Origin of the sequence: Arthrobacter sp. S2(2024), assembly GCF_036662515.1 — a bacterium.
Taxonomy (GTDB): domain Bacteria; phylum Actinomycetota; class Actinomycetes; order Actinomycetales; family Micrococcaceae; genus Arthrobacter.
Map to the genome: position 1 here is coordinate 101,044 of NZ_JAYKZI010000003.1, position 23,440 is coordinate 124,483.

The 23,440-nt window shown below is 64.2% G+C and carries 17 protein-coding genes; 13 read left to right on the forward strand and 4 right to left on the reverse strand.

The features are described from left to right. The first annotated feature begins 119 nt into the window (after window positions 1-119). From polA to rpsA, 4 genes are all read left to right on the forward strand, one after another. Window positions 120-2,762 (forward strand): DNA polymerase I, encoded by a 2,643-nt coding sequence (polA, locus tag VLA65_RS07015; protein WP_332602336.1) that lies wholly within the window; start codon window positions 120-122, stop codon window positions 2,760-2,762. Between the two features lie 89 nt (window positions 2,763-2,851). Beyond that, a complete protein-coding gene (locus VLA65_RS07020; protein WP_332602107.1) occupies window positions 2,852-4,156 on the forward strand; it encodes a GNAT family N-acetyltransferase in 1,305 nt (434 codons plus the stop codon). Window positions 4,157-4,201: 45 nt separating this feature from the next. Continuing rightward, window positions 4,202-5,134, forward strand: a complete 933-nt coding sequence (locus VLA65_RS07025) for a polysaccharide deacetylase family protein (protein ID WP_332602108.1) — start codon at window positions 4,202-4,204, stop codon at window positions 5,132-5,134. Between the two features lie 167 nt (window positions 5,135-5,301). Continuing rightward, on the forward strand, window positions 5,302-6,777 hold the full coding sequence (gene rpsA, locus VLA65_RS07030) for a 30S ribosomal protein S1 (RefSeq protein WP_284988238.1): 1,476 nt from the start codon (window positions 5,302-5,304) through the stop codon (window positions 6,775-6,777). Between the two features lie 181 nt (window positions 6,778-6,958). Here rpsA and VLA65_RS07035 read toward each other — a convergent pair whose 3' ends face one another. Next, a complete protein-coding gene (locus VLA65_RS07035; protein WP_332602109.1) occupies window positions 6,959-7,648 on the reverse strand; it encodes an IMPACT family protein in 690 nt (229 codons plus the stop codon). A gap of 22 nt (window positions 7,649-7,670) precedes the next feature. Here VLA65_RS07035 and coaE point away from each other — a divergent pair, with 22 nt between their 5' ends. From coaE to VLA65_RS07060, 5 genes are all read left to right on the forward strand, one after another. Then, window positions 7,671-8,891 (forward strand): dephospho-CoA kinase, encoded by a 1,221-nt coding sequence (gene coaE / locus VLA65_RS07040; protein ID WP_332602110.1) that lies wholly within the window; start codon window positions 7,671-7,673, stop codon window positions 8,889-8,891. A gap of 2 nt (window positions 8,892-8,893) precedes the next feature. Continuing rightward, window positions 8,894-9,211: a hypothetical protein gene (locus VLA65_RS07045; protein WP_284988235.1), complete on the forward strand. Its 318-nt coding sequence runs from the start codon at window positions 8,894-8,896 to the stop codon at window positions 9,209-9,211. Window positions 9,212-9,252: 41 nt separating this feature from the next. After that, window positions 9,253-11,340 carry an excinuclease ABC subunit UvrB gene (uvrB, locus tag VLA65_RS07050; protein WP_059389294.1) on the forward strand — a complete coding sequence of 696 codons (2,088 nt, stop codon included), beginning with the start codon at window positions 9,253-9,255 and terminating at the stop codon, window positions 11,338-11,340. Between the two features lie 179 nt (window positions 11,341-11,519). Continuing rightward, on the forward strand, window positions 11,520-12,554 hold the full coding sequence (locus tag VLA65_RS07055) for a TerC family protein (RefSeq protein ID WP_059389293.1): 1,035 nt from the start codon (window positions 11,520-11,522) through the stop codon (window positions 12,552-12,554). Between the two features lie 82 nt (window positions 12,555-12,636). Next, window positions 12,637-13,992, forward strand: a complete 1,356-nt coding sequence (locus tag VLA65_RS07060) for an MFS transporter (protein WP_332602111.1) — start codon at window positions 12,637-12,639, stop codon at window positions 13,990-13,992. 16 nt (window positions 13,993-14,008) lie between these two features. Here VLA65_RS07060 and VLA65_RS07065 read toward each other — a convergent pair whose 3' ends face one another. Genes VLA65_RS07065 through VLA65_RS07075 form a run of 3 tightly spaced genes read right to left on the reverse strand, consistent with a single transcriptional unit; the run spans window position 14,009 to window position 18,391 of the window. Further along, complete coding sequence (locus VLA65_RS07065; protein ID WP_059389290.1) at window positions 14,009-15,355, reverse strand: alpha/beta fold hydrolase; 1,347 nt, start codon at window positions 15,353-15,355, stop codon at window positions 14,009-14,011. Then, window positions 15,348-15,845 (reverse strand): GNAT family N-acetyltransferase, encoded by a 498-nt coding sequence (locus VLA65_RS07070; protein ID WP_284988232.1) that lies wholly within the window; start codon window positions 15,843-15,845, stop codon window positions 15,348-15,350. Before VLA65_RS07070 ends, VLA65_RS07065 begins: the two co-directional genes overlap by 8 nt. 20 nt (window positions 15,846-15,865) lie before the next feature. Next, complete coding sequence (locus tag VLA65_RS07075) at window positions 15,866-18,391, reverse strand: DEAD/DEAH box helicase (RefSeq protein ID WP_332602112.1); 2,526 nt, start codon at window positions 18,389-18,391, stop codon at window positions 15,866-15,868. Between the two features lie 57 nt (window positions 18,392-18,448). On the opposite strand from VLA65_RS07075, the gene VLA65_RS07080 reads away from it, so the two are divergent. The 4 genes from VLA65_RS07080 to VLA65_RS07095 all read left to right on the forward strand — a co-directional run bounded on the left by VLA65_RS07080 (window position 18,449) and on the right by VLA65_RS07095 (window position 23,387). Next, window positions 18,449-19,228, forward strand: a complete 780-nt coding sequence (locus tag VLA65_RS07080) for a trans-aconitate 2-methyltransferase (RefSeq protein ID WP_284988230.1) — start codon at window positions 18,449-18,451, stop codon at window positions 19,226-19,228. Between the two features lie 138 nt (window positions 19,229-19,366). Continuing rightward, window positions 19,367-21,112: an ABC transporter ATP-binding protein gene (locus VLA65_RS07085; RefSeq protein WP_284988229.1), complete on the forward strand. Its 1,746-nt coding sequence runs from the start codon at window positions 19,367-19,369 to the stop codon at window positions 21,110-21,112. An 89-nt stretch (window positions 21,113-21,201) separates the two neighbouring features. Continuing rightward, window positions 21,202-23,013 (forward strand): ABC transporter ATP-binding protein, encoded by a 1,812-nt coding sequence (locus VLA65_RS07090; protein WP_442880270.1) that lies wholly within the window; start codon window positions 21,202-21,204, stop codon window positions 23,011-23,013. After that, window positions 23,010-23,387: a GntR family transcriptional regulator gene (locus VLA65_RS07095; protein WP_284988227.1), complete on the forward strand. Its 378-nt coding sequence runs from the start codon at window positions 23,010-23,012 to the stop codon at window positions 23,385-23,387. Before VLA65_RS07090 ends, VLA65_RS07095 begins: the two co-directional genes overlap by 4 nt. Window positions 23,388-23,440 lie beyond the last annotated feature (53 nt).

Here is a 23,440-nt window from a genome sequence, read left to right on the forward strand (position 1 = left end):
CAACGGCAACCGCAAGCGCAGTGTCAACTGCCACCGCAACGGCACCAGACCCTTCAACAACCACTGCGGGCACGGCGGCCGGTGGCCGGCCGAGGCTCCTGGTCCTCGACGGTCACTCGATGGCTTTCCGGGCGTTCTATGCCCTGCCGGCAGAGAACTTCGCCACATCCTCGGGCCAGCACACCAACGCCGTGCATGGCTTCACCTCGATGTTGATCAACCTCATCAAGGACCAGAAGCCCACCCACGTTGCGGTGGCCTTCGACGTCTCGGACGACACGACGTTCCGCAAGGCGGAGTACAGCGAATACAAAGGTGGCCGCAACGAGACGCCGCAGGAATTCCGCGGGCAGATCGATCTCATCGACCAAGTCATGGAAGCGTGGGGCATCAAGACCATCAAGATGCCCGGGTACGAGGCAGACGACATTCTTGCCACACTCGCGGCCCGGGGAGAGGCCGCAGGTTACGAAGTCCTCCTGGTTTCAGGGGACCGTGACGCTTTCCAGCTCATCACGGACAACGTGTTCGTCCTGTACCCGAAACAGGGTGTTTCCAATATTCCCCGCATGGACTCGGCAGCGATCGAAGAAAAGTACTTCGTTCCCCCGTCCCGCTACTCCGATCTCGCGGCGCTGGTAGGGGAGTCGGCCGACAACCTCGCCGGCGTTCCCGGCGTCGGCCCCAAGACCGCGGCCAAGTGGATCAACCTGTACGGCGGCCTCGAAGGGATCCTGGAGAACCTGGATTCGATCGGCGGCAAAGTCGGTGGAGCCCTCAGGGAAAACATCGACGCCGTCAAGCGGAACCGCCGCCTCAACCAGCTGCTCAAAGACCTTGAGCTCCCTGTGACGCTCGCGGAACTCGAGGAGCCGCGCCCGAACCGCCAGGAGGTCGAGACACTCTTCGACACCCTTGAATTCAAGACCCTCCGCGCCCGGCTGTTCGCACTCTATGGCGACGACACCGCCGGCGCGCCCCCCGAAACCATCGACGCGCCCGACTACAAGATCCTGGACGACGCCGCCGCCCTGGAGGAGTTCTTCGCCGCCGGTACGGGGAGCCGTGCCGCCGTCGCCGTGCAGTTGGTTCCCGGGCGGATCGGTGACGACGCCTCTGCCCTCGCCATCGTGCGTGCCAACGGGGCGGCCTACATCGAGTTGTCATCCTTGGACGCGGCGGCCGATGCCGTCCTTGCCAAGTGGCTTCAAGACCCCGAAGAAGCCAAGGTCATGCACGAGTTCAAGGACGCGTTGAAGGCCCTGAACCACCGTGGACTCGGCCTGGAAGGCGTGGTGGACGACACTGCCATTTCGGGCTACCTGATCCAGCCGGACCGCCGCAGCTACGAACTCGCCGAGCTCGCCCAGCACCACCTGAGGATCACCGTCGCGGCTGCGGCTGTACAAGCCGGCCAGCTGGAACTCGATCTTGGTGATGGGCCGGACGGGGCCGCCGCCAGCGCGCTCGTCCAGCAGGCCGCCGTCGTGCACACACTGAGCAAGCACTTCGAAAGCGAGCTCGCCGAACGCAAGGCCGAGGCGCTCCTGACCACCTTGGAGCTGCCGGTCGCACGGGTCCTGGCCCAGATGGAACTGTCGGGCATTGCCATCTCCACGGAACGCCTGAACGAACAGCTCGCGGACCTGGCGAAGGTGATCGACAACGCCCAGGAGCAAGCATTTGCCGCGATCGGCCACGAGGTCAATCTTGGCTCGCCCAAGCAGCTCCAGACCGTCCTCTTCGAAGAGCTCGGCCTGCCGAAGACCAAGAAGATCAAGTCCGGCTATACGACGGACGCTGCCTCGCTGAAGGCCCTATTGGAGAAGACCGGCCACGAGTTCCTGGTGCAGCTCATGGCCCACCGGGAATCCTCCAAGCTGGCCCAAATGCTGGAGACCCTCAAGAAATCGGTGGCTGAGGACGGCCGCATCCACACCACGTACGCGCAGAACGTCGCGGCCACGGGGCGTATTTCCTCGAACAACCCCAATCTGCAGAACATCCCGGTGCGCAGCGAGGAAGGCCGGCGGGTCCGCGGAATCTTCGTTGTCAGTGAGGGCTACGAATGCCTGCTGTCTGCCGACTACTCGCAGATTGAAATGCGCATCATGGCCCACCTGTCCGGCGATGAAGGCCTCATCCAGGCGTACAAGGACGGCGAGGACCTGCACCGCTATGTGGGCTCGCACATTTTCAACGTGGCACCGGAAGACGTCACTAGTGCCATGCGCTCCAAGGTCAAGGCCATGTCCTATGGGTTGGCCTACGGACTGACCTCGTTCGGCCTGTCCAAGCAACTGGAAATCTCGGTCGACGAAGCCAGGACCCTCATGAAGGACTACTTCGACCGCTTCGGCGCCGTGCGCGACTATCTGCGCGGCGTGGTGGAGCAGGCCCGGATCGACGGCTACACCGCCACGATCGAAGGCCGCCGTCGCTATCTTCCGGACCTGACCAGCACGGACCGCCAGCACCGCGAGATCGCCGAGCGCATTGCACTGAACTCGCCGATCCAGGGTTCGGCGGCGGACCTCATGAAGCGGGCCATGCTCGGCGTTTCGGCCGAGTTGACCAGCCAGGGGCTGAAGTCCAGGATGCTGCTGCAGGTCCACGACGAACTCGTCCTCGAGGTCGCCCACGGCGAACGCGAAGCCGTCGAAAAGCTCGTCACCGAACAAATGGGGACGGCGGCCCAGCTCACGGTACCGCTCGACGTGCAGGTAGGCGTCGGCTCCAGCTGGTACGACGCCGGGCACTAGCGGGCCCGCCGGCCTCTATAGCCGTTCTGCATGGGGGCACGCCGCCGATATGGTGGCGTGCCCCCATGCTGTCTGGCTAGGCTCGGGAGGTGGCTGATCCCAAGGAAACAAACGAAAAGTACAACGTCAAGCGCTTTCGTTCCGTCGGCAAGGAGAACCCGGACTACGGACAAGCCCGTGATTGGCTCCGCGCCGTCGGCTTCGGATTCCATGACGAGCAGCGAAGCGATGAGCTCATCGACAAGATCCTCGCGATGTACCAAGCGGACAACCGTGAGTTGACCGGTGTTTACGTCAACGAAGAACCTCCGTTGCATGCGCTCAACCCGGGATTTCCGGTGGCGACATTTGGAACGCTGGAAAACAAGCTGAATGTTGGCTTCGGCGAAGAGCTGCGGACGCGCCAGATCACCGCGGTCACCGTGCGCGGAACGCACCGGCGGCATGGGATCCTGCGCGGGATGATGACCGCCGACCTCGCCGATGCCAAGGACGGCGGCTTCGCCATGGCCGCACTGACCGCATCCGAAGCGTCCATTTACGGCCGCTTCGGTTTCGGCGTCGCGACCTTCGAGCGAAGCATCAAGGTGGACACCGGTCCGAAGTTCCGCATCCGTCATGAGCCCGTTGGCCGGGTGGAGATCGCCGATCCACGCGTCCTCCTTGACCTAGCGCCCGAGGTATTCGAACAGGTCCACCACCGTACGCCGGGGTCCATCGTCAGGCAGGACTCCTACCGCCATCACGTGTCCGGGGCGATGACGCGCGACGGCAGCGAAGACAAGGCCATCAAATGTGCGCTCCACTATGCACCGGACGGCATCATCGACGGCTACGTGTCATACAAGTTCGCCGGCTGGGACACGAAGCCGTACACGGTGGAAATCGTGGACCTTATCGCCGCGAGGGACTCCGCGTACCTGGAACTGTGGCAATTCCTGGGCAGCATCGATCTCGTCGAACAGGTTTCCTGGCCCGACGCTCCCGTTGAAGACCCCCTTGTATGGGCGCTCGAGGACGGACGCTGCATTGCGTCTTCCGACTACCGCGACATGTTGTGGTTGCGCGTCCTGGACGTCCCTGCAGCCTTGTCAGCCCGCCGCTACAGCGCCGATGGACGGTTGGTCCTGCAGTTCCGGGATGCGCTCGGTTTTGCCGACGGTACCTGGGAATTGACGTCCGACGGCGGCGTTGTCACCGTCAATGCGGCGGATGGCGGGAGCCCTGACCTGAGCATGGACGTCACCGATTTGGGGTCTGTCTATTTGGGTGCCGTCAATCCTGTAACCTTGGCTTCGGCTGGCCGGATCCGCGAGCACACGGCAGGAGCAGCATTGGCTGCCCGGCACATGTTCGCCGTCGAACGTCCAGCCCATTGCCTGACGCACTTCTAGGCGCATCTCCACCCACACACTCGATCTACAACAGAAGAGGATTCCATGGGGGAATTCCAGCCGGGGGGCCACTCCTCCGGCCCATCAGGGCTGCCGGGCCGGCGGTCCTTGCTGGCGGCTGCCGCCGGACTCGCGATGACCGGCCTGGCGGCCTGCGCCCAACAACCGGCAGCCGCCCCCGCGCCACGCCCCGCAACGGTTTCAACGCCGGTCGTGGACGAGGCCGGCCAGAATCCGGTGGTGCCCGAAACGCGGCCGGTGCCGCCGTCGAGGTCCCAGGTTGTAGCTGAATTTTCCGCGCGCAAGCCCGTCGAATGGGGTCTTGCGGTCCCCGGCGTGGTCTCGAAAACGGCGTCGACGCATGCGGTCCTCACGTTCGATGCTTGCGGTGGCCCCCAAGGCTCGGACTGCGATCAACGATTGCTCAAGACCCTCCGCAAGCTCAACGTTCCCGCCACCTTGTTCGTCAATGGCCGGTGGATCAAGGCCAATCCCGGGCTGGCGGCCGAGCTCGCGGCCGATCCTTTGTTCGAGCTCGGCAACCACGGCTTCCGGCACCAGCCCCTATCGGTCAACGGACGCTCGGCGTACGGAATCCCGGGCACCGCCAATGCGGGTGAAGTGTATGACGAAATCATGGGCAACCAAGAGGTCATGGAGCGGCTTTCCGGCAAAGCCCCACGCTTCTTCCGGGCCGGAACCGCCTACTACGACGACGTCGCGGCGGCGATCACCAATGCCCTCGGACTGGTACCCGTGAGCTTCACGGTGAACGGCGACGGCGGCGCGACCTTCCCGGCACCGACGGTCGCGGGCGAAGTGGGGAAAATTGCCGCAGGTCACGGCGCCGGCCAGATTGTGATCTCGCATTTCAACCAGCCCGCCGGCGGTACCTCGGAGGGCTATGCCCGCGCCCTTCCGGGCCTGCTGGACCGTGGCGTGACGTTCGCGCGGCTTGGTGACACGCTGCCGCTTTGACCCTCCTTGAGGCAAACGACTAGAATGAACGGGCGCATGCTACGTGCGCGCAAATTTACAATCCACAATTCAGGATGACCCGGCGTTTTGCCGTGTCCTGCGGACCGGCAACGGGAAGCGGGCGGTTTGCCTGACCGATACTCTATCCACAACGGAGCCCCTACTACATGACCATCACCTCCACCGAGAAGCCCGGTACCCCCGTAGTCGCGATCAACGACATCGGTACCGCTGAGGACTTCCTCGCAGCTGTCGACGCCACCATCAAGTACTTCAACGACGGAGACCTCGTCGAAGGTATCGTCGTCAAGGTTGACCGCGACGAAGTTCTGCTCGACATCGGTTACAAGACCGAAGGTGTCATCCCTTCCCGCGAGCTTTCCATCAAGCACGACGTTGACCCCGGGGACGTCGTCTCCGTTGGCGATCAGGTCGAAGCCCTGGTGCTCACCAAGGAAGACAAAGAAGGCCGACTGATCCTCTCCAAGAAGCGTGCTCAGTACGAGCGTGCCTGGGGCGACATCGAGAAGGTCAAGGAAGAAGACGGTGTTGTCACCGGTACCGTCATCGAGGTTGTCAAGGGTGGTCTTATCCTCGACATCGGCCTGCGCGGCTTCCTGCCCGCATCCCTCGTCGAGATGCGCCGCGTCCGCGACCTTGCTCCGTACATCGGTCAGCAGATCGAAGCCAAGATCATCGAGCTGGACAAGAACCGCAACAACGTTGTTCTTTCCCGCCGTGCATGGCTCGAGCAGACCCAGTCCGAGGTTCGCTCCACGTTCCTCAACAAGCTGGAAAAGGGCCAGGTTCGTCCCGGCGTCGTTTCCTCCATCGTCAACTTCGGTGCATTCGTGGACCTTGGCGGCGTAGACGGCCTCGTTCACGTTTCCGAGCTGTCCTGGAAGCACATCGACCACCCGTCCGAGGTTGTCGAGGTTGGCCAGGAAGTCACCGTCGAGGTTCTCGAAGTGGATCTGGACCGCGAGCGCGTGTCCCTGTCCCTCAAGGCCACGCAGGAAGACCCGTGGCAGACCTTCGCCCGCACCCACGCCCTCGGCCAGGTTGTTCCGGGTAAGGTCACCAAGCTGGTTCCGTTCGGTGCGTTCGTCCGCGTCGAAGACGGCATCGAAGGCCTCGTTCACATCTCCGAACTGGCTGTCCGCCACGTTGAGCTTGCTGAGCAGGTCGTCTCCGTTGGCGACGAGCTCTTCGTCAAGGTCATCGACATCGACCTCGAGCGCCGCCGCATCTCGCTCTCCCTCAAGCAGGCTAACGAGGGCGTTGACGCTGAGAGCACCGAGTTCGACCCGGCTCTGTACGGCATGGCCGCTGAGTACGACGAAGAGGGCAACTACAAGTACCCCGAGGGCTTCGACCCCGAGTCGAACGAATGGCTCGAGGGCTACGAGACGCAGCGCGCCGCTTGGGAGCAGCAGTACGCTGACGCCCAGGCACGTTGGGAGGCTCACAAGAAGCAGGTTTCCCAGCACGCTGCTGACGACGCCGCTGCTGCCGCTTCCGGCGAGAGCGACTCCGGCACCACCAGCTACTCCTCCGAGCCGGCTGCCACCGAGTCCAACGCGGGCACCCTGGCATCCGACGAGGCACTCGCCGCCCTGCGCGAGAAGCTGACCGGCAACTAATTGCCACTGGCCCGGGTTTCCGGGCCGGATCAAAACGGCTCCTGCGATTCATTCACGAATCGCAGGAGCCGTTTTGTTTAACCCCCTTGCACTGGTTGCCTGCTTGCCTGTGCCTCTCACCCGCGTCCCTCTTGCCCGGCTCCCCACGGGACAGGGGAGGGCATGTCCCTAGCGCGAGTGCTCAGGCCTGGACGTCGACCCATTCCGTTCCCCGCAACTGGAGGCCCGAGGCGCCGCCGGTCAGGGATGCCAGCCGCTCACCGGCGTCCGCGATTGCGCCAGGATCATCGGGTAGCGCCACGCGCAGGATTGTCTCCGAGGGCTCGTAGCTAGTTTCGGCCATGACGTAGCCCGCGGAGCGCAGATCGTTTTCCAGCCTCCCGGCCGCTTGGTGGGGCACGGGGATGTCGCACATCCGCAGGCGGCGGCGCTGGACCAGGGGAGCGGAGTCCAGCGCGGCCGAGATCGATTCGGAGTACGCACGGACCAGTCCGCCCGCGCCCAGGAGGATCCCACCGAAATAGCGCACGACGACGGCGCTCACGTCGCTGAGGTCAGCCACCCCAGGCAAGGTCTCGCGTTTGATGAGCGCCTCAAGCATGGGGATGCCAGCTGTTCCGGAGGGTTCGCCGTCGTCGTTGGACCGCTGGATGACGCGGTCCGGACCGAGGACGAATGCCGAGCAGTGGTGCCGGGCGTCATGGAATTCCTTGCGCAGTTCCGCCACCAGGGCGCGGGCGGCGTCCTCGTCGGAAGCGCGGCGCAGCACCGTGATGAAGCGCGAACGTTTGATCTCGAGTTCGTGGCGGAAATCCTCTCCCGGCGCCAATGTTGTGTACGCGGTCGCCCGGCTTTCTTCCTGTTCTGCCACCGACCCAGTCTAGTGTGGAGGGGTGCTGAAGATTGGACTTACCGGCGGGATCGCCTCCGGCAAATCGCTCGTGTCCGCCCGGCTGAGGGAGTTGGGCGCTGTCTTGATCGACGCCGACGCGCTGGCCCGCGAGGTCGTGGAGCCGGGCACTCCGGGCTTGGCGGACGTCGTGGCCGAGTTCGGTAAAGACATCGTCGACGCCGAGGGGCGCCTTGACCGGGCACGCCTCGGCGCGATCGTGTTCGCCGAGCCGGATCGCCGCGAAGCGCTCAACGCGATCATCCATCCCCGGGTCAGGGAGAAGGCTGCGGCGATGCTCGCGACCGCGAAACCCGGCGACATCGTCGTCCAGGATATTCCACTCCTGGTCGAAACCGGGCAGGGCAGCAGCTTCCACCTGGTGCTCGTCGTCGATGCGCCGGACGAGGAACGGATCCGGCGCATGACGGAGATCCGAGGCATGACAGCGGAGGACGCGGTGTCCCGGATGGCCGCGCAAGCCAGCCGGGAGGAACGGCTGGCCGCGGCCGACATCGTGTTGGAAAACTCCGGAACCGTGGAGGAAGTCACCGAGCTGGTGGAAACCCTCTGGGAAGAACGATTGGTGCCGTTTGCCCGCAACCTCGCGGCGGGCCGTCCGGCCCCACGAGCCGGCGGACCTGTATTGCGGCCGCCAAACCCCGACTGGCCGGCCCAGGCCGGGCGGCTGCTTGCCCGGATCCGGCGGGCATCCCCGGAGGTGTTGGGCGCAGACCACATCGGTTCGACGTCGGTACCCGGCCTTCCTGCAAAAGACATCATCGACCTGCAGGTCAATGTGTCCTCGCTTGAAGCCGCAGACCGGATAGCGGGGGTCTTGGGCGAGGCAGGATTCCCGTTGCGGGAGGCCTCTGCCCGTGACACACCCAAGCCACCGGACTTGGATCCATCGGCTTGGCAAAAGCGCTTCCATGCCAACGCGGACCCCGGGCGGGCAGCCAATGTCCATGTCCGGGTGCTTGGAAGCCCGGGCTGGCGTTATGCGTTGTTGTTCCGGGATTGGCTCCGCGCCAACCCCGAGGCCGTGGCAATGTATGCGGCCCTGAAGCAAGAGCTTGCCGCGCAGTACGCCGGTGACGGCCGGACCCTGGCGTATGCGGAAGCCAAGGAGCCCTGGTTCACCGAGGTCGCGTGGCCGCTCATGGATGCCTGGGCCAGCAGCAGCGGTTGGCAGCCGCCGTCGTACTCCATGGCGCAAGGCTAGGCATGGCCCCGAAACGGAGAATCACGCCGCACCTTGAGGGACAGCGGCTCGGCGCCGTTCGTGCGTTGGCGTGGGGCGGCGTCGTCCTCATGGCCGGGGCCGCGCTGCTGTGGTTCCTGGCCGGCGGCCGCGAGGAGTTCGTCGCTGGAACGCAGCCGGCGACGTGGCGCGTCCTCGTGCCGGGCACAGCTTTCTGGTTGGCATGGACCGCCTGGCTTGGGGCAGGAGTGTGGTTCGCCGTCAAGATGTTCCGTTCCATCATGGGGCGGCTCGACGACGGTTGGACCAGGCCAGGCGGAGGTGACGGTTCCACCGGATAACGCGGACAGTAACTGTCCGCGGGCGGGGGTACATTGGATTCATGAGTCTTGCCCAGGAGATCAACCGTGTCGTCGCGCCCTTCGAGGTCATCAGCGAATTCAAGCCGGCAGGTGACCAGCCGGCCGCAATCGCCGAGCTGACCGAAAGGATCAACAACGGCGAGAAAGACGTCGTCCTGCTCGGCGCCACCGGTACGGGCAAGAGTGCCACCACTGCCTGGTTGATCGAACAAGTGCAGCGGCCCACCTTGGTGATGGTCCAAAACAAGACCTTGGCCGCGCAGCTCGCCAACGAGTTCCGGGAGCTGCTGCCCAACAACGCGGTGGAGTACTTCGTTTCCTATTACGACTACTACCAGCCTGAAGCCTACGTCCCCCAGACGGATACCTTCATCGAGAAGGACTCCTCCGTGAATGAGGAGGTGGAGCGGCTGCGGCACTCGGCCACCAATGCGCTGTTGACCCGCAGGGATGTCATCGTTGTGGCTACCGTGTCGTGCATCTACGGCCTGGGCACCCCGGAAGAATACATCGCCGGGATGGTCACGCTCACCAAGGGCGCCGAAATGAACCGGGACGATCTCCTGCGGAAGTTTGTCGGCATGCAGTACACCCGCAACGACATGGACTTCCACCGCGGCACGTTCCGGGTCCGCGGAGATACCGTGGAGATCATCCCCATGTACGAAGAGCTGGCCCTGCGCATCGAGTTCTTCGGCGACGAGATCGAGAACATCTATACTCTGCATCCGGTAACGGGCGACGTCATCCGCGAGGAAACCGAGATGTACATCTTCCCGGCCTCGCACTATGTCGCCGGTCCGGAACGCATGTCCCGCGCCATTACCGCCATCGAGAACGAGCTCGGGGAGCGGCTCAAGGTCCTCGAAGGCCAGAACAAGCTGGTGGAGGCCCAGAGGCTGCGCATGCGCACCACCTACGATCTCGAGATGATGCAACAAATGGGTTTCTGCAACGGCATCGAGAACTACTCACGCCACATCGATGGCCGCGGCTCCGGCACGGCCCCGCACTGCCTCATCGACTACTTCCCGGACGACTTCCTGCTGGTCATTGACGAATCCCATGTCACGGTTCCACAGATCGGCGCCATGTACGAGGGCGACATGTCGCGCAAGCGCACACTCGTGGACCACGGTTTCCGGCTTCCTTCGGCCATGGACAACAGGCCGCTCAAATGGGATGAATTCCTGGAACGGGTGGGCCAGACCGTCTATCTTTCCGCGACCCCCGGCAAGTACGAGCTGGGCAAGGCCGACGGGTTCGTCCAACAGATTATCCGCCCTACCGGACTGATCGATCCCGAAGTCATCGTGAAGCCGACCAAAGGCCAGATCGACGACCTCCTTGGCGAAATCAGGACGCGCGTGGAGCGCGACGAACGCGTCCTGGTCACCACCTTGACCAAGCGCATGGCCGAGGACCTGACCGACTACCTGCTGGGCCATGGGGTCAAGGTCCAATACCTGCACTCCGACGTCGATACCCTCCGTCGCGTGGAACTGCTCCGGGAGCTCCGCATGGGCAGCTTCGACGTCCTGGTGGGCATCAACCTGCTCCGAGAGGGCCTCGACCTGCCCGAAGTGTCACTTGTCAGCATCCTCGACGCCGACAAGGAAGGATTCCTCCGCTCGGCCACCTCCCTCATCCAGACCATCGGGCGCGCCGCCCGAAACGTCTCGGGCCAGGTCCACATGTACGCCGATCGGATCACGGACTCGATGGCGAAGGCCATTGAGGAAACCAACCGCCGCCGGGAAATCCAGGTCAAGTACAACACGGACAACGGGGTCGATCCACAGCCGTTGCGCAAGAAGATCGCAGATATCACCGATCAGCTTGCCCGCGAAGACGCCGACACCCGCGAGTTGTTGGCCGCAGCCGGAAAGGGCGGCCGGACCGGTAAGGGCAAGGGCGCTTCGAAGGTCCGGCAAGATGGCCTGGCCGCGGCGCCGGCCGAAGACCTCGTGGGCCTGATCGAACAGCTGACCGAGCAGATGCACGCGGCTGCCGCTGAGCTCCAATTCGAGATCGCTGCGAGGATCCGTGACGAGGTGGGCGACCTCAAGCGCGAACTCCGCCAAATGCAGTCCGCCGGGCACGCTTAGGGTAAAGTTGGGGCTACGTAGGGGAGTATCCCAAGCGCTACGTCCGTCAACACGCAAGGCACAGACGCCTCGCCGGGCCTAGCGGATCGCCGTTTGAGCGTTGTTGCCTTCGGGCATGGAGACGCAGGCAGGTCGGAGAGACTTACGCCGTTTTGGCGTACCTGCGAAAGGCATTTTAGATGCAACTCCCCGCCTGGTTTGAGATCGGCTCCTTCGTCGTTCTCGGAATCATCCTCCTTGTCGACCTTCTCCTGGTGGTCAAGCGTCCGCACGAACCCTCCATGAAGGAAGCAGGCCTCTGGGTCGCTTTCTACGTCACCCTCGCCTTGGTGTTCGCCGGAGCGATGTTCGCCTTTGCCGGCCCGGAGCATGGCAGCCAGTTCATCGCCGGTTGGGTGACCGAATACAGCCTGAGTATCGACAACCTCTTTGTCTTCATCATCATCATGGCGCGGTTCTCGGTGCCCCGTAAGTACCAGCAGGAAGTGCTCATGGTGGGCATCATCATCGCCCTCGTCCTGCGCGGTATCTTCATTGCCCTGGGTGCCGTGGTGATTGAGCAGTTCAGTTGGGTCTTCTACATCTTCGGCGCGTTCCTGCTCTGGACCGCGTGGAAGCAAGCCACGGACAACGGCGAAGACGAGGAAGACGGTGCCGAAAACCCGCTGATCGCCCGTATCCGCAAAGTTGTCCCGATGTCGGAGAAGTTCGACGGCGGCAAGCTTCGGACAACGGTCAACGGCAAGAAACTGTTCACTCCCATGCTGATCGTCTTCGTGACCATCGGCATGACGGACCTCCTGTTCGCCGTGGACTCCATTCCGGCCATCTTCGGACTGACGCAGAGCGCCTTCATCGTCTTCACCGCCAACATCTTCGCCCTCATGGGCCTGCGCCAGCTGTACTTCCTGCTTGGCGGACTCATGAGCCGGCTGATCTACCTCAAGCACGCATTGTCGATCATCCTCGCCTTCATCGGCGTCAAGCTGGTCCTGCACGCCATGCACGTCAACGAACTGCCCTTCATCAACGGCGGCCACCACATCGAATGGGCTCCGGAGATCCCGACCTATGTGTCCCTCGCGGTCATCCTCGGCACCATCGTCGTGGCGGTTGTCGCGAGCCTCCTGACCCCGGCGGGCAGCAAGTCCAAGCTGGATGCCCGGCTCGAAGAAGATTCCCGCAAGAGCATGAACAAAGTCAGCGGCAACTAACACGGGTCAACTGCGGAACGTTTCGGAGCCCCGGCCCTTACTGTGGCCGGGGCTCAGCGTTTGGCGGAGATATGCTCTTGGCATGGCGTTGACCTCTCCGATGACCCTCGATCCGGCAGCAGTACAGCGACGCACAGTCCGATTGCTGAGCACCGCACAACTGCTGAGCGGTGTGGGCAACGGCGCCACCCTGTCCATCGGATCGTTGCTTGCCGTCCAGCTCAGTGGATCGAGCGCCTGGGCGGGATCGGTCACCACTATCCTCACGCTCGCCGGTGCCGTCACTGCTTTGCCCCTGGCCGGTCTTGCCGAGCGCAGGGGGCGCCGTGCCGGACTCGTCACCGGTCTCCTGGCCGCGATGCTTGGGGCAATCTTCATGATTGTCGCGGCGGCTACGGGGGCTTTCGCGGTGCTCCTCCTTGGTGCAGCCCTGCTGGGTCTCGGCACGGCATCGAACCTCCAGGCGCGATTCGCCGCCGTCGATCTCGCCGCACCGGAGCACCGCGGACGATCGCTTGCAACCGTTGTCTGGGCAATCACCATCGGCGCCGTGGCCGGTCCGAACCTCATCCAACCTGGCGCTGCGGTGGGCGAAGCTCTGGGCCTGCCCGCAATCTCCGGGCCATTCGTCTTCTCCGTTGCCGGCCTCCTTCTGGCCGCGGTGTTACTGATGGGCGCACTGCGCCCCGACCCGCTGTTGCTGGCAAGGCGCCTGGCCGAGGGGACGCACGACGACGGCGGAAGCGCTGGCGCCCGTGCCGAAGCAGGAGGACCCCGACGTCGTTCATTGACTGCCGGATTCCAGGCCGTGCGGGCGTCTCCGCGCGCCAAGCTGGCCCTGACTGCGGTGGTTGCGGCGCATGGAATCATGGTGGCGGTCATGTCGATGACGCCGTTGCACCTGCAGGAGCTCGTCTCCACCGGGCCGGTTGGGGGCCATGTGGGTCACGAGGGCGGCCACGCCATGGGTACCGACGCCCTGGTGATCATTGGATTTACGATTTCCCTCCACATCGCCGGCATGTTCGCTTTGTCGCCGCTGATGGGGTGGCTGACGGACAGGGCGGGCCGGATCCAGACGATCGTGCTGGGCTTCGTGCTGCTGGCGGTGGCTGTCGCCGTGGCCGGCTTCGGGCAGCAGGACCCGGCCCTGGTCACGGTGGGGCTCGTTGTGCTCGGCCTAGGGTGGTCGGCCGCGACGATTTCAGGATCCACCCTGTTGGCCGAGAGCGTCGAGCGGCAGCAACGCGTCATCGTCCAGGGAGTCTCAGACACACTCATGGGGGCTGCCGGTGCCTTGGGCGGAGGCTTCTCCGGGCTCGTGCTGGGCTGGGTGGGCTACGAGGGTCTGAACATGGCTTCCGGTGCCGTGGCCGTCGTCGTGCTGGCCGTCGTCGCGGCTTCGGTGAAGCGTCCGGCAGTACGGCCGGCGGGCTGAGCTGAACAGCAGAACCTCAGTTCTTGCCGCGCACCATCCCCAGGAGCCGGTTGAAGATTCCTTCCCCGTCTTCGCCGATGCCATCGTGATGGAAATCCCCTGTGGTCCAGGCCTGCAGTCCGCGGACGGCGGCCGCGGTTTCCATGGATAGCTGGAAGTCCACATAGATGTCGTCGCGGTAGACAGCTGCCGCGACCGGCACAGTATTCGCCTTCAGCCGGGACACATCGTAGAGCGGTTTCCAGTCTTGTTTGCCGGCCAACAGCGCAGCCACTTCCTGCAGGGGCACGAGCGCTGGATCCTGTTCGAAGTACCAGGGGTAGACCATTTCGCCCGTAAGGAGCGGCTCCGCGGCGTCGGGATGGAACTCGGGGAACTCCCCGCTCACCCGCCACGCCGCCCAGCCGGTCGCCTGCCCCTGTCCGTAGATGGACTCGTGCAAGACCGCGTACAGGGGATTCGATGCCCGGGAAACGAGGCCGTAGACCTGTTCCAGAAAGGCGTCGGAGAGGCGTTCGCCCGCCGGAGACGGCACGAAGGCGTCCTCCAGGAGGGTGTGCAGGGCATCCACGCGGGCGTTCCCGCCCAGGAACGATCCCACCATTTGGAAGCGTTCCGTGGTGAGGCGTTCTCCGCTGGGCAGCCGCTCGTCCGTCGATTCCAGATGCCGCGCGATCCGGGTGACCCGCTTGCGGTCCTCCGGGTACCACCCGAAGTATTCCGCGTTGCGTTCCGCGACCCGTTGGAAAGTCGCCTTGTAGACGCGTTCGGCCGGACCTTCCAGCGGCGCCAGACCTCCCGTGATGAGCACTTCGCTCAAACCTTCCGGCGCGAAGGACAAGTAGGTCAGCGCGCAGAAACCGCCGAAGCTCTGGCCCAGGACGGTCCAGGGTTCCGAACCGAGGGTCTTGCGGATGAGTTCGGCGTCGGCCACGATCGAATCCGCCCGGAAATGCGTGAGGTAGTCTGCCTGTGCGGCGGCATCGCCCCGGAGCGGCAAGGTATTTCGGTCCGCCGGCGTGGACAGGCCCGTGCCGCGTTGATCCAGCATCAGGATGCGGAAACTCCTCGCGGCAGCCTTCATCCAGCCGGACAGGGAGGTGGTCCGGGTTCCGCGTCCGCCGGGCCCGCCCTGGAGGTAGAGCAACCATGGTAGCCGGGCTGTGTCCTCCTCCGAGTGCTCGGCGGAGACGAACTCCCGCGCGAAGACTGTGATCGTTTCCGCGGTGCTGTCGGCTTCCACACCTGCGGACGCCCAATGGTCGAGGGGGACCGCGAAGAAGTGTTCGGTGGTGCGGACGCCCCGGAATTCGTGACGTGCCCGGATGGTGTGCGCCACGCCCTCAACCACGCGCTCAGCCACGAGCCATGACCTTGTCGCTGCCGAAGGCACCCAGCGCTTCGCCGGTCAGCCGGAAGGTCGACCAGCCGTCCATGGGCACCGCTCCGAGGCCGCGGTAGAAGTTGATGGACGGTTCGTTCCAGTCCAGGACACTCCATTCCACCCGTGCATAACCGCGTTCGACGGCGGTGGCGGCCAGGTGCTGCAGGAGCGCCTTCCCGTGGCCTTCGCCCCGGGCATCGGGCGTGACGTAGAGGTCCTCGAGATAGATGCCGTGGACGCCTTCCCACGTGGAGTAGTTCAGGAACCACAAAGCGAATCCCTGGACGTCTCCTGCCGCGTTTTCCGCCATGTGCGCGTACACCCGTGGATTCTCGCCGAACAAGGCCTCGGTGAGCATTTCCGGCGTGTTCTTCACGGCGTCGGGCTCTTTTTCATAGACGGCAAGCTCATGGATCATCTGCAGGATCGCGGGGACGTCGGACACTGTGGCTGGGCGGACAACACTCATGATTCGAGCTTACTAGGCGCCTACAGGCGGTTGACCGAGGTCACCCTGACCACGGCGGTGCCGCTCTCGTCCGAGGCTGCCAGGTCCACTTCGGCGGAAACGCCCCAGTCATGGTTGCGGGCCGGGTCATCGAAAATCTGCCGCACCCGCCAGATGCCTGGTTCCTCCGTGATCATGAGGAGTCCCGGGCCGCGGGCATCGGGGCCGGTTCCGATGTCGTCGTGCTCGTCGAAGTAGTCGTCCAAAGCGTCTTCCCAGCGCTCCGCATCCCAGCCGCTGCCGACGTCGAGCTCGCCCAAGGCAGCCGCATCCTCGTCCGCGAACAACTCAACGCGCCGGAACATTTCGTTGCGGACCATGACCCGGAAGGCGCGGATGTTGGACGTGAGCGACGGCGGCGGGGGAGGTGGAGCGTCGTGCGGCGTCGGAGCCACCCCGGAGGTGAGCTCTTCCCACTCGTCGAGCAGGCTGGAGTCGACTTGGCGGACCAGTTCACCCAGCCAGGCGATGAGGTCCTCGAGGTCTTCGCGGAGCACGTCCTGCGGGACCGTCTGGCGCAGGGCCTTGAAGCCGTCGGCCAAATACCGCAGCACGATTCCCTCGGAGCGGGCCAGCCCATAGAACTGCACGAACTCACCGAAATTCATGGCGCGCTCATACATGTCGCGGACCACCGACTTCGGAGCCAGCTCAAAGTCGCCCACCCAGGGTGCGGCCTTGCGGTACACCTCGAACGCTTCGCCCAGGATCTCCGCGAGGGGCTGCGGGTAGCTGACCTCTTCAAGCATCGCCATGCGCTGGTCGTAATCGATGCCGTCGGCCTTCATCGCGGCGACGGCCTCGCCGCGTGCCTTCTTCTGCTGCGCAGAGAGGATCTGCCGGGGCTTCTCGAGGGTCGCTTCGATCACGGACACGACGTCCAAGGCGTACGACGGCGACTCCGGATCGAGGAGCTCGAGCGCGGCAAGCGCAAACGGTGAAAGCGGCTGGTTCAGGGCAAAGTTGGCTTGCAGGTGAACGGTCAGCCGGACGGATCGTCCTTCTTTCTCCTGCTCGGCCTCGGGAATGCGTTCAACCACTCCGGCTGCCAACAGCTCGCGGTAGATGCTCAGGGCCTTCTTCATGAGCTGCAGTTGGGCGGGCCGTGCCTCGTGGTTCTCAGTGAGGAGACGGCGGGCGGCGGCGAACGGGTCGCCGGGGCGCTCCATCAGGTTGAGCAGCATCGCATGCGTCACAGTGAAACTCGAGGTCAACGGGTCCGGCACGGACTCCACCAAACGGGTGAAGGTGGGCTGGCCCCAGGAGACGAAGCCTTCCGGTGGCTTCTTCCGAACCACTTGCCGCAGTTTCTTCTGGTCGTCGCCGAACTTCGCGGTGGCTTTCGCCATCGCCTTCGCGTTCTCCACGACGTGTTCGGGAGCCTGCACGACCACCGTACCGGCCGTGTCGTAGCCCGCCCGGCCGGCGCGGCCCGCGATCTGGTGGAACTCCCGGGAGTTCAGCAGGCGGGTGCGGACGCCGTCGTATTTGCTGAGCGCCGTCAGGAGGACTGTGCGGATGGGAACGTTGATCCCGACGCCGAGGGTGTCGGTGCCGCAGATGACCTTCAGGAGTCCTGCTTGTGCCAGCTGCTCAACGAGGCGGCGGTACTTGGGCAGCATGCCGGCGTGATGGACGCCGATGCCATGGCGGACCAGCCGGTTCAGGGTCTTGCCGAAGCCGGCGGCGAACCGGAAACCCGCGATCAGCTCGGCAATCTTGTCCTTCTCCTCGCGCGTGCACATGTTGACGCTCATGAGGTTCTGGGCCCGCTCGATGGCCTCGACCTGGCTGAAATGCACCACGTACACGGGAACCTGCTTGGTGCTGAGCAGTTCTTCGAGGGTTTCGTGGACCGGTGTTTCCTGGAAGTAATAGTGCAGCGGGATGGGCCGTTCGGCCGAACTCACGGTGGTAGTGGACCGTCCGGTGAGTTCGCTCAGGCCGGCTTCGAAGCGGCTGACGTCTCCCAGGGTGGCCGACATCAGCAGGAACTGGGCCTGGGGGAGCTCCAGGAGCGGCACCTGCCACGCCCAACCGCGCTGGGGATCGGAGTAGAAGTGGAATTCGTCCATGATGACTGTGCCGAGCTCGGCTTCCTTGCCTTCGCGCAAAGCGATGTTGGCGAGGATTTCGGCGGTGCAGCAGATGATCGGCGCATCCTGGTTGACTCCCGAATCTCCGGTGATCATGCCGACGTTCTCTGCTCCGAAAATGTCGCAAAGCGCGAAGAACTTTTCCGAGACCAAGGCCTTGATGGGGGCGGTGTAGTAGCTGCGCAAGCCGCGGGACATCGCCTCGAAGTGCGCGGCGATCGCCACGAGGGATTTTCCGGAACCGGTGGGGGTTGCCAGGATGACATTGGCGCCCGACGCGAGTTCCATGATGGCCTCGTCCTGGGCGGGGTAGAGCTGAAGTCCGCGGCTCTCCGTCCAGGCGACGAAGCGTGTGTAGATTTCGTCCGGGTCAACGCGTCCGCCGTCGGGGAGCTGCTCAAGAAGTTTCATTGCCTTCCAGCTTAGTGTGGGTGGAGCAGACCACGGGGACCGACCATGGAGGATGCAGTGAAGTGGGATCCAGCCAAGTACATCGAGTTCGGCAATCACCGCGACCGGCCGTTTTTTGACCTGACGTCGAGGATTCTGGCGGAGGACCCCCGGCACGTCGTGGATCTGGGCTGCGGTCCGGGGAACTTGACGGCGACCCTCGCGACGCGATGGCAGGGCGCCGCCGTCGTCGGGCTGGACTCCTCAGCCGAAATGCTGGCAAAAGCCCAAGTCCTCGCTGCCGCGCAACCGGGTCTTTCGTTCGTGCAGGCAGACATTGCCGGATGGGCACCGGAAGCGGACACCGACGTCGTGGTCAGCAACGCGGCGCTGCAATGGGTGCCGGGCCACTTGACGATGCTCGCCGGGTGGCTCGAAGCTCTGAAACCAGGTGCGTGGTTTGCGCTCCAGGTCCCCGGAAACTTCGGTGCGCCGTCCCACGTGCTCATGCGCGAACTGGCCGCTTCGCCGGAATGGTCCGGAAGGCTGTCCGGCGTGCTCCGCCATGACGACGCCGTGGGCGAACCGGCCGACTACCTGCGGATCATGCTCGACGCCGGATGCGACGCCGACGCCTGGGAAACCACCTACCAGCAACTCCTGCCGGGAGCCGATCCGGTACTGGAGTGGGTGCGCGGGACCGGCCTGCGTCCAGTGCTCGCAGGGCTTCCCGAAGACGAAGCACGCGAGTTCGAAAACCACTACGCAGCCGCGCTCCGCGAGGCCTATCCGCGGGGCCGGCACGGAACAGTGTTTGCCTTCCGCAGGGTTTTTGCGGTGGCACAAAAACGAGGCTGAGCGGGCCCGCGTCCAAAGCACGCCGGAAGTGCCGCGTTTACAAGGTTTCGCACTGTGTTCTGAACTACAATGGCAACGCGATCTCGGGGTGGCATCGTGTGGAATCCGCTGCTCCGGAGGCCAACGATTGGAGGCAGTGTGCTGGCATCCTTGCTGTTGCAGCGCCTCGCCCCCTACAAGCCCCACGTGCTGGCCATCGTTCTCCTGCAGCTCGTCCAGACCGGCGCCACACTCCTCCTGCCCACCTTCAACGCGAAGATCGTCGACGACGGCCTGGTCGCCGGGAACAGCGAGGTAATCCTGCGCCTGGGTACCTGGATGCTGGTCCTCACGGTGATCCAGGTGCTCGCCGCGGTGCTCGCCGGCTACCTCGGAGCGATTGTCGCCATGAAGGTCGGCCGCGGGCTGCGGCAGGAACTCTTCGACAAGATTCATTCCCTGCCCGACCAGGACGTCGCAGCCTTCGGACCGGCCAGCCTCGTGGTCAGGACGACGAATGATGTCCTGCAGCTGCAGAACATCACGGTCCTGGTTTTCGGCATGCTGGTGGCGGCGCCCGTCATGGGCATCGGAGGCGTGATCCTGGCGGTCGAACAGGACGTTGCCCTGTCTTGGATCGTTTTCGCCATCGTTCCCGTGTTGCTCGCCATCATGCTGTTGATTGTCCGCAAGCTCGTCCCGCTGTACCGCGAGGGCCAAGGCTTGGTGGACCGGATCAATAGCGTCCTCCGGGAACAGATCCTGGGGACCGCGGTCATTCGTGCGTTCGTCCGCCAGCCGTTCGAGATGAAACGGTTCGAGGCCGCCAACGACGCACTGACAAGGAACAATCTCCGTTCGGCCAGGATTGTCGCGGCCATGCTTCCCCTCGTCATGACCGTGGTCAATCTTTCATCCGCGGGCGTGGTCTGGCTAGGCGGGCACCGCATCATCGCGGGAGACATGGAGCTGGGTGCGCTCACGGCGTTCATCGCCTACATCATGCAGATCCTCCTCGCGATCATGATGGCAATGTACGTGTTGAGCACGGCCCCCCGGGCGGCTGTCAGCGCTGAACGCGTCACCGAAGTGCTCAACACGGAATCAGAAATCACGCAGCCGGGAAACACTGCCGGCGGGATGGTGGCACGCCCCTCGCGGGCTGAAGGCCTGCGCTTCGACAATGTCGTTTTCGCCTACCCGGGAGCCGAAACACCAGTAGTGGAAAGCATCACATTCCACGCGGCTCCGGGAAGCACGACCGCGGTCATCGGCTCCACGGGAAGCGGCAAGTCGACCATCGTCAGCCTTGTGCCGAGGCTGCTTGAGGTGAGCAGTGGAAGTATCTCGCTCGACGGCCGGGACATCGCGGCCGTTCCGCTCAATGCCTTGCGCAACCAGCTCGGCGTCGTGCCCCAGGAGAGTTGGCTGTTCCGCGGAACCATCGCCGAGAACCTGCGGATTTCCTTGCCTTCCGCGACAGATTCGCAATTGTGGCATGCCCTTGAGACGGCCCAGGCCGCGGATTTCGTGAACGAGTTGCCGCAAGGACTGGAGACCATGTTGTCCCAGGGCGGCGCCGGTCTGTCCGGCGGCCAGCGGCAGCGCTTATGCATAGCCCGCGCCATTCTGCGCCCTGCATCCGTCTATTTGTTTGACGACAGCTTCTCTGCGTTGGACACGGTGACGGAAGCAAAGCTCCGGGCCGCGCTTGAACCGGAACTCCGGGGGGCGACCGTCATCATTGTCGCCCAGCGCATCAACACCGTGGTGTCGGCGGACCAGATACTGCTCATCGACGAGGGCCGCCTGGTGGCACAAGGAACCCATGCCGAACTTCTCGAGTCCTCGGAAACTTACCGGGAAATCGTAGCGTCCCAGCTGGAAACGGACGACGCCGCGTGAGCAGCGAAGGCGAACACCTCGCCATTCCAGCGAAACCGTCGCGGTCGCTCCTCCGCCTGGTGGGCTTGATGAAGCCCTCCCGGGGAATCATGACCGCCGCGATCCTGTGCATCTGCGGCTTTGTCACGCTCAATGTCGCCGCACCCAAAATACTCGGTGACGCCACCGACGTCATCGCCGCCGCCGTGTTCGGCGCGCAGTTCGACGCCGGGCGCTTCGTCTTCCTCTTGCTCCTGGCCGCAGGCATGTATTGCGTCACGTCGCTGCTTAGCTGGGCGCAGGGCCGCCTCAACGCCCTCGCCGTCCAGCGCCTCGCACACGACCTCCGCGAAGCCGTGGAAGGGAAACTGCATCGCCTTCCCGTGGCCTACTACGACGGCCGCTCCCGGGGCGACGTGCTGAGCCGCGCGACGAACGATCTCGACAACGTGTCGCAGACGCTCAACCAGCTCCTCTCCCAGCTCCTGACCTCAACACTGATGGTCATCGGCTCGCTCGTGATGATGCTGCTGCTTTCGCCGCTCCTCGCCGTCGTGTCCCTGCTGGCAGTTCCGGTTTCGGCGCTGGCGTCGATTATCGTGACCCGACGCTCGCAGAAATACTTCGTCCGGCAGTGGGAAGCCACGAGCGACGTGAACTCGCTTGTGGAGGAGACAGCCACGGGTCACGAGACCATCAAGCTTTTCAACGCCCAGTCATCGATGGCGGTCCGCTTCGCTGATCACAACGACGGGCTTTACGCGGCCAGTTCCAAGGCACAGTTCGCTTCAGGGTTGCTGGTGCCCCTCATGGCTTTCGTGTCCAACGCCAGCTACGTGGGGGTTGCCATTGTCGGTGCCCTGCAGTTCCTCGCCGGGGCGATGAGTATCGGGGGCATTCAAGCGTTCATCCAATTCAACCGCCTCTTCAGCCAGCCGCTGGGCCAGATCGGCGGATTGGCCCAGGTCCTGCAATCATGCGCGGTTTCCGCCAGCAGGGTCTTCGAGCTGCTGGACGCCGCCGAACTGACAGGGGAACGTGCGGAACAGGGCGCAGATGCGCGCGCCGACGCCGGTCCGGGCCTTGAGTCGCGGTTTGACGCGCGGTTTGATGCCCCTTCGGGGCGCGTTGCCTTCGAACACATCTCCTTCAGCTACCGGCCGGATGCGCCCCTCATCGAGGACCTGTCCTTCCAGGTGGAACCGGGACAGACAGTTGCGATTGTCGGGCACACCGGAGCCGGGAAGACCACACTGGTCAGCCTCCTCATGCGTTTCCACGAACTCGGCTCCGGACGGATCACCATCGACGGCGTTGACATCGCGGGCATGGGACGCGACGCACTCCGCCGGAATTTCGGCGTCGTTCTCCAGGATCCGTGGATTTTCACCGGCACCATCCGGGAGAACATCGAGTATGGCTTTCCGGGCGCCAGCGAGGCCGAGATCGTGGCCGCAGCCGAGGCGAGCCACGTCGACCACTTTGTCCGCTCGCTGCCCAACGGGTACTCAACCATGCTCAGCAACGGAGGTGAACCCCTCAGCCAGGGCCAGAGGCAATTGCTGAGCATCGCGCGCGCACGGCTCTCGGGCCGCCCCATCCTGATCCTGGACGAAGCGACAAGTTCGGTGGATACCCGCACCGAAGTCCTTATCCGCCAAGCGATGCACCGGCTCCGGAGCAACAAGACGTCATTCGTCATTGCGCACCGCTTGTCCACCATCCGCGACGCTGATCTAATTCTCGTCATGGACCACGGACGGATCGTTGAACACGGCACGCATCATTCGCTGTTGGCGCTTGGCGGGCACTACGCCCATTTGCATGAAGCGCAGTTTGCCGCCGGAGGCGGCGAACTCGCCGCGATGCCGGTGAGGTCCGCGAAGCACCGCGCCGGGCAAGGAGAGAGGGAAGCATCATGAGCCCGCTTGAGTTTCCCGGTTCGTGGCGTCCCAATCAGTCCAGTACCGTCGCGCTGTACGAACAGCTTCGGCTCCGCGTCATCGAGTTGGCCGACGGCGGCATCCTGGCTGTCGGTACCAAGCTCCCCGCGGTGCGCAGCTTGGCCGAACAATTGGATGTCGCCCCCCACACGGTGGCCCGGGCCTATAAAGAACTTGAAGCTGCTGGAGTAGTGGCCACGCGTGGCCGCAACGGAACAGTTGTGTGCGCCCGGGATGACCGCTGGAGCGCATTGGCAGCCGTGGCTGCGAGCTACTCGGCGGCGGCCAAAGCGCAGGGCGCCAGTTTCGCGGAGGCGGTGCAGCTTCTGGCGGCTGCCTACGACGCCGATTGATACCCGTCGGTAGGCTGTGGGAAGCCACATGGAAATTCGAAGAAGTTTTCGAT

What these genes read in the sequence shown, in the direction of transcription:
- polA (WP_332602336.1), top strand. Translation starts at nt 120, where the DNA reads ATGGCTTTCCGGGCGTTCTATGCCCTGCCGGCAGAGAACTTCGCCACA.
- VLA65_RS07025 (WP_332602108.1), top strand. Translation starts at nt 4,202, where the DNA reads ATGGGGGAATTCCAGCCGGGGGGCCACTCCTCCGGCCCATCAGGGCTG.
- rpsA (WP_284988238.1), top strand. Translation starts at nt 5,302, where the DNA reads ATGACCATCACCTCCACCGAGAAGCCCGGTACCCCCGTAGTCGCGATC.
- VLA65_RS07045 (WP_284988235.1), top strand. Translation starts at nt 8,894, where the DNA reads ATGGCCCCGAAACGGAGAATCACGCCGCACCTTGAGGGACAGCGGCTC.
- uvrB (WP_059389294.1), top strand. Translation starts at nt 9,253, where the DNA reads ATGAGTCTTGCCCAGGAGATCAACCGTGTCGTCGCGCCCTTCGAGGTC.
- VLA65_RS07055 (WP_059389293.1), top strand. Translation starts at nt 11,520, where the DNA reads ATGCAACTCCCCGCCTGGTTTGAGATCGGCTCCTTCGTCGTTCTCGGA.
- VLA65_RS07060 (WP_332602111.1), top strand. Translation starts at nt 12,637, where the DNA reads ATGGCGTTGACCTCTCCGATGACCCTCGATCCGGCAGCAGTACAGCGA.
- VLA65_RS07070 (WP_284988232.1), bottom strand. Translation starts at nt 15,845, where the DNA reads ATGAGTGTTGTCCGCCCAGCCACAGTGTCCGACGTCCCCGCGATCCTG.
- VLA65_RS07075 (WP_332602112.1), bottom strand. Translation starts at nt 18,391, where the DNA reads ATGAAACTTCTTGAGCAGCTCCCCGACGGCGGACGCGTTGACCCGGAC.
- VLA65_RS07090 (WP_442880270.1), top strand. Translation starts at nt 21,202, where the DNA reads ATGACCGCCGCGATCCTGTGCATCTGCGGCTTTGTCACGCTCAATGTC.
- VLA65_RS07095 (WP_284988227.1), top strand. Translation starts at nt 23,010, where the DNA reads ATGAGCCCGCTTGAGTTTCCCGGTTCGTGGCGTCCCAATCAGTCCAGT.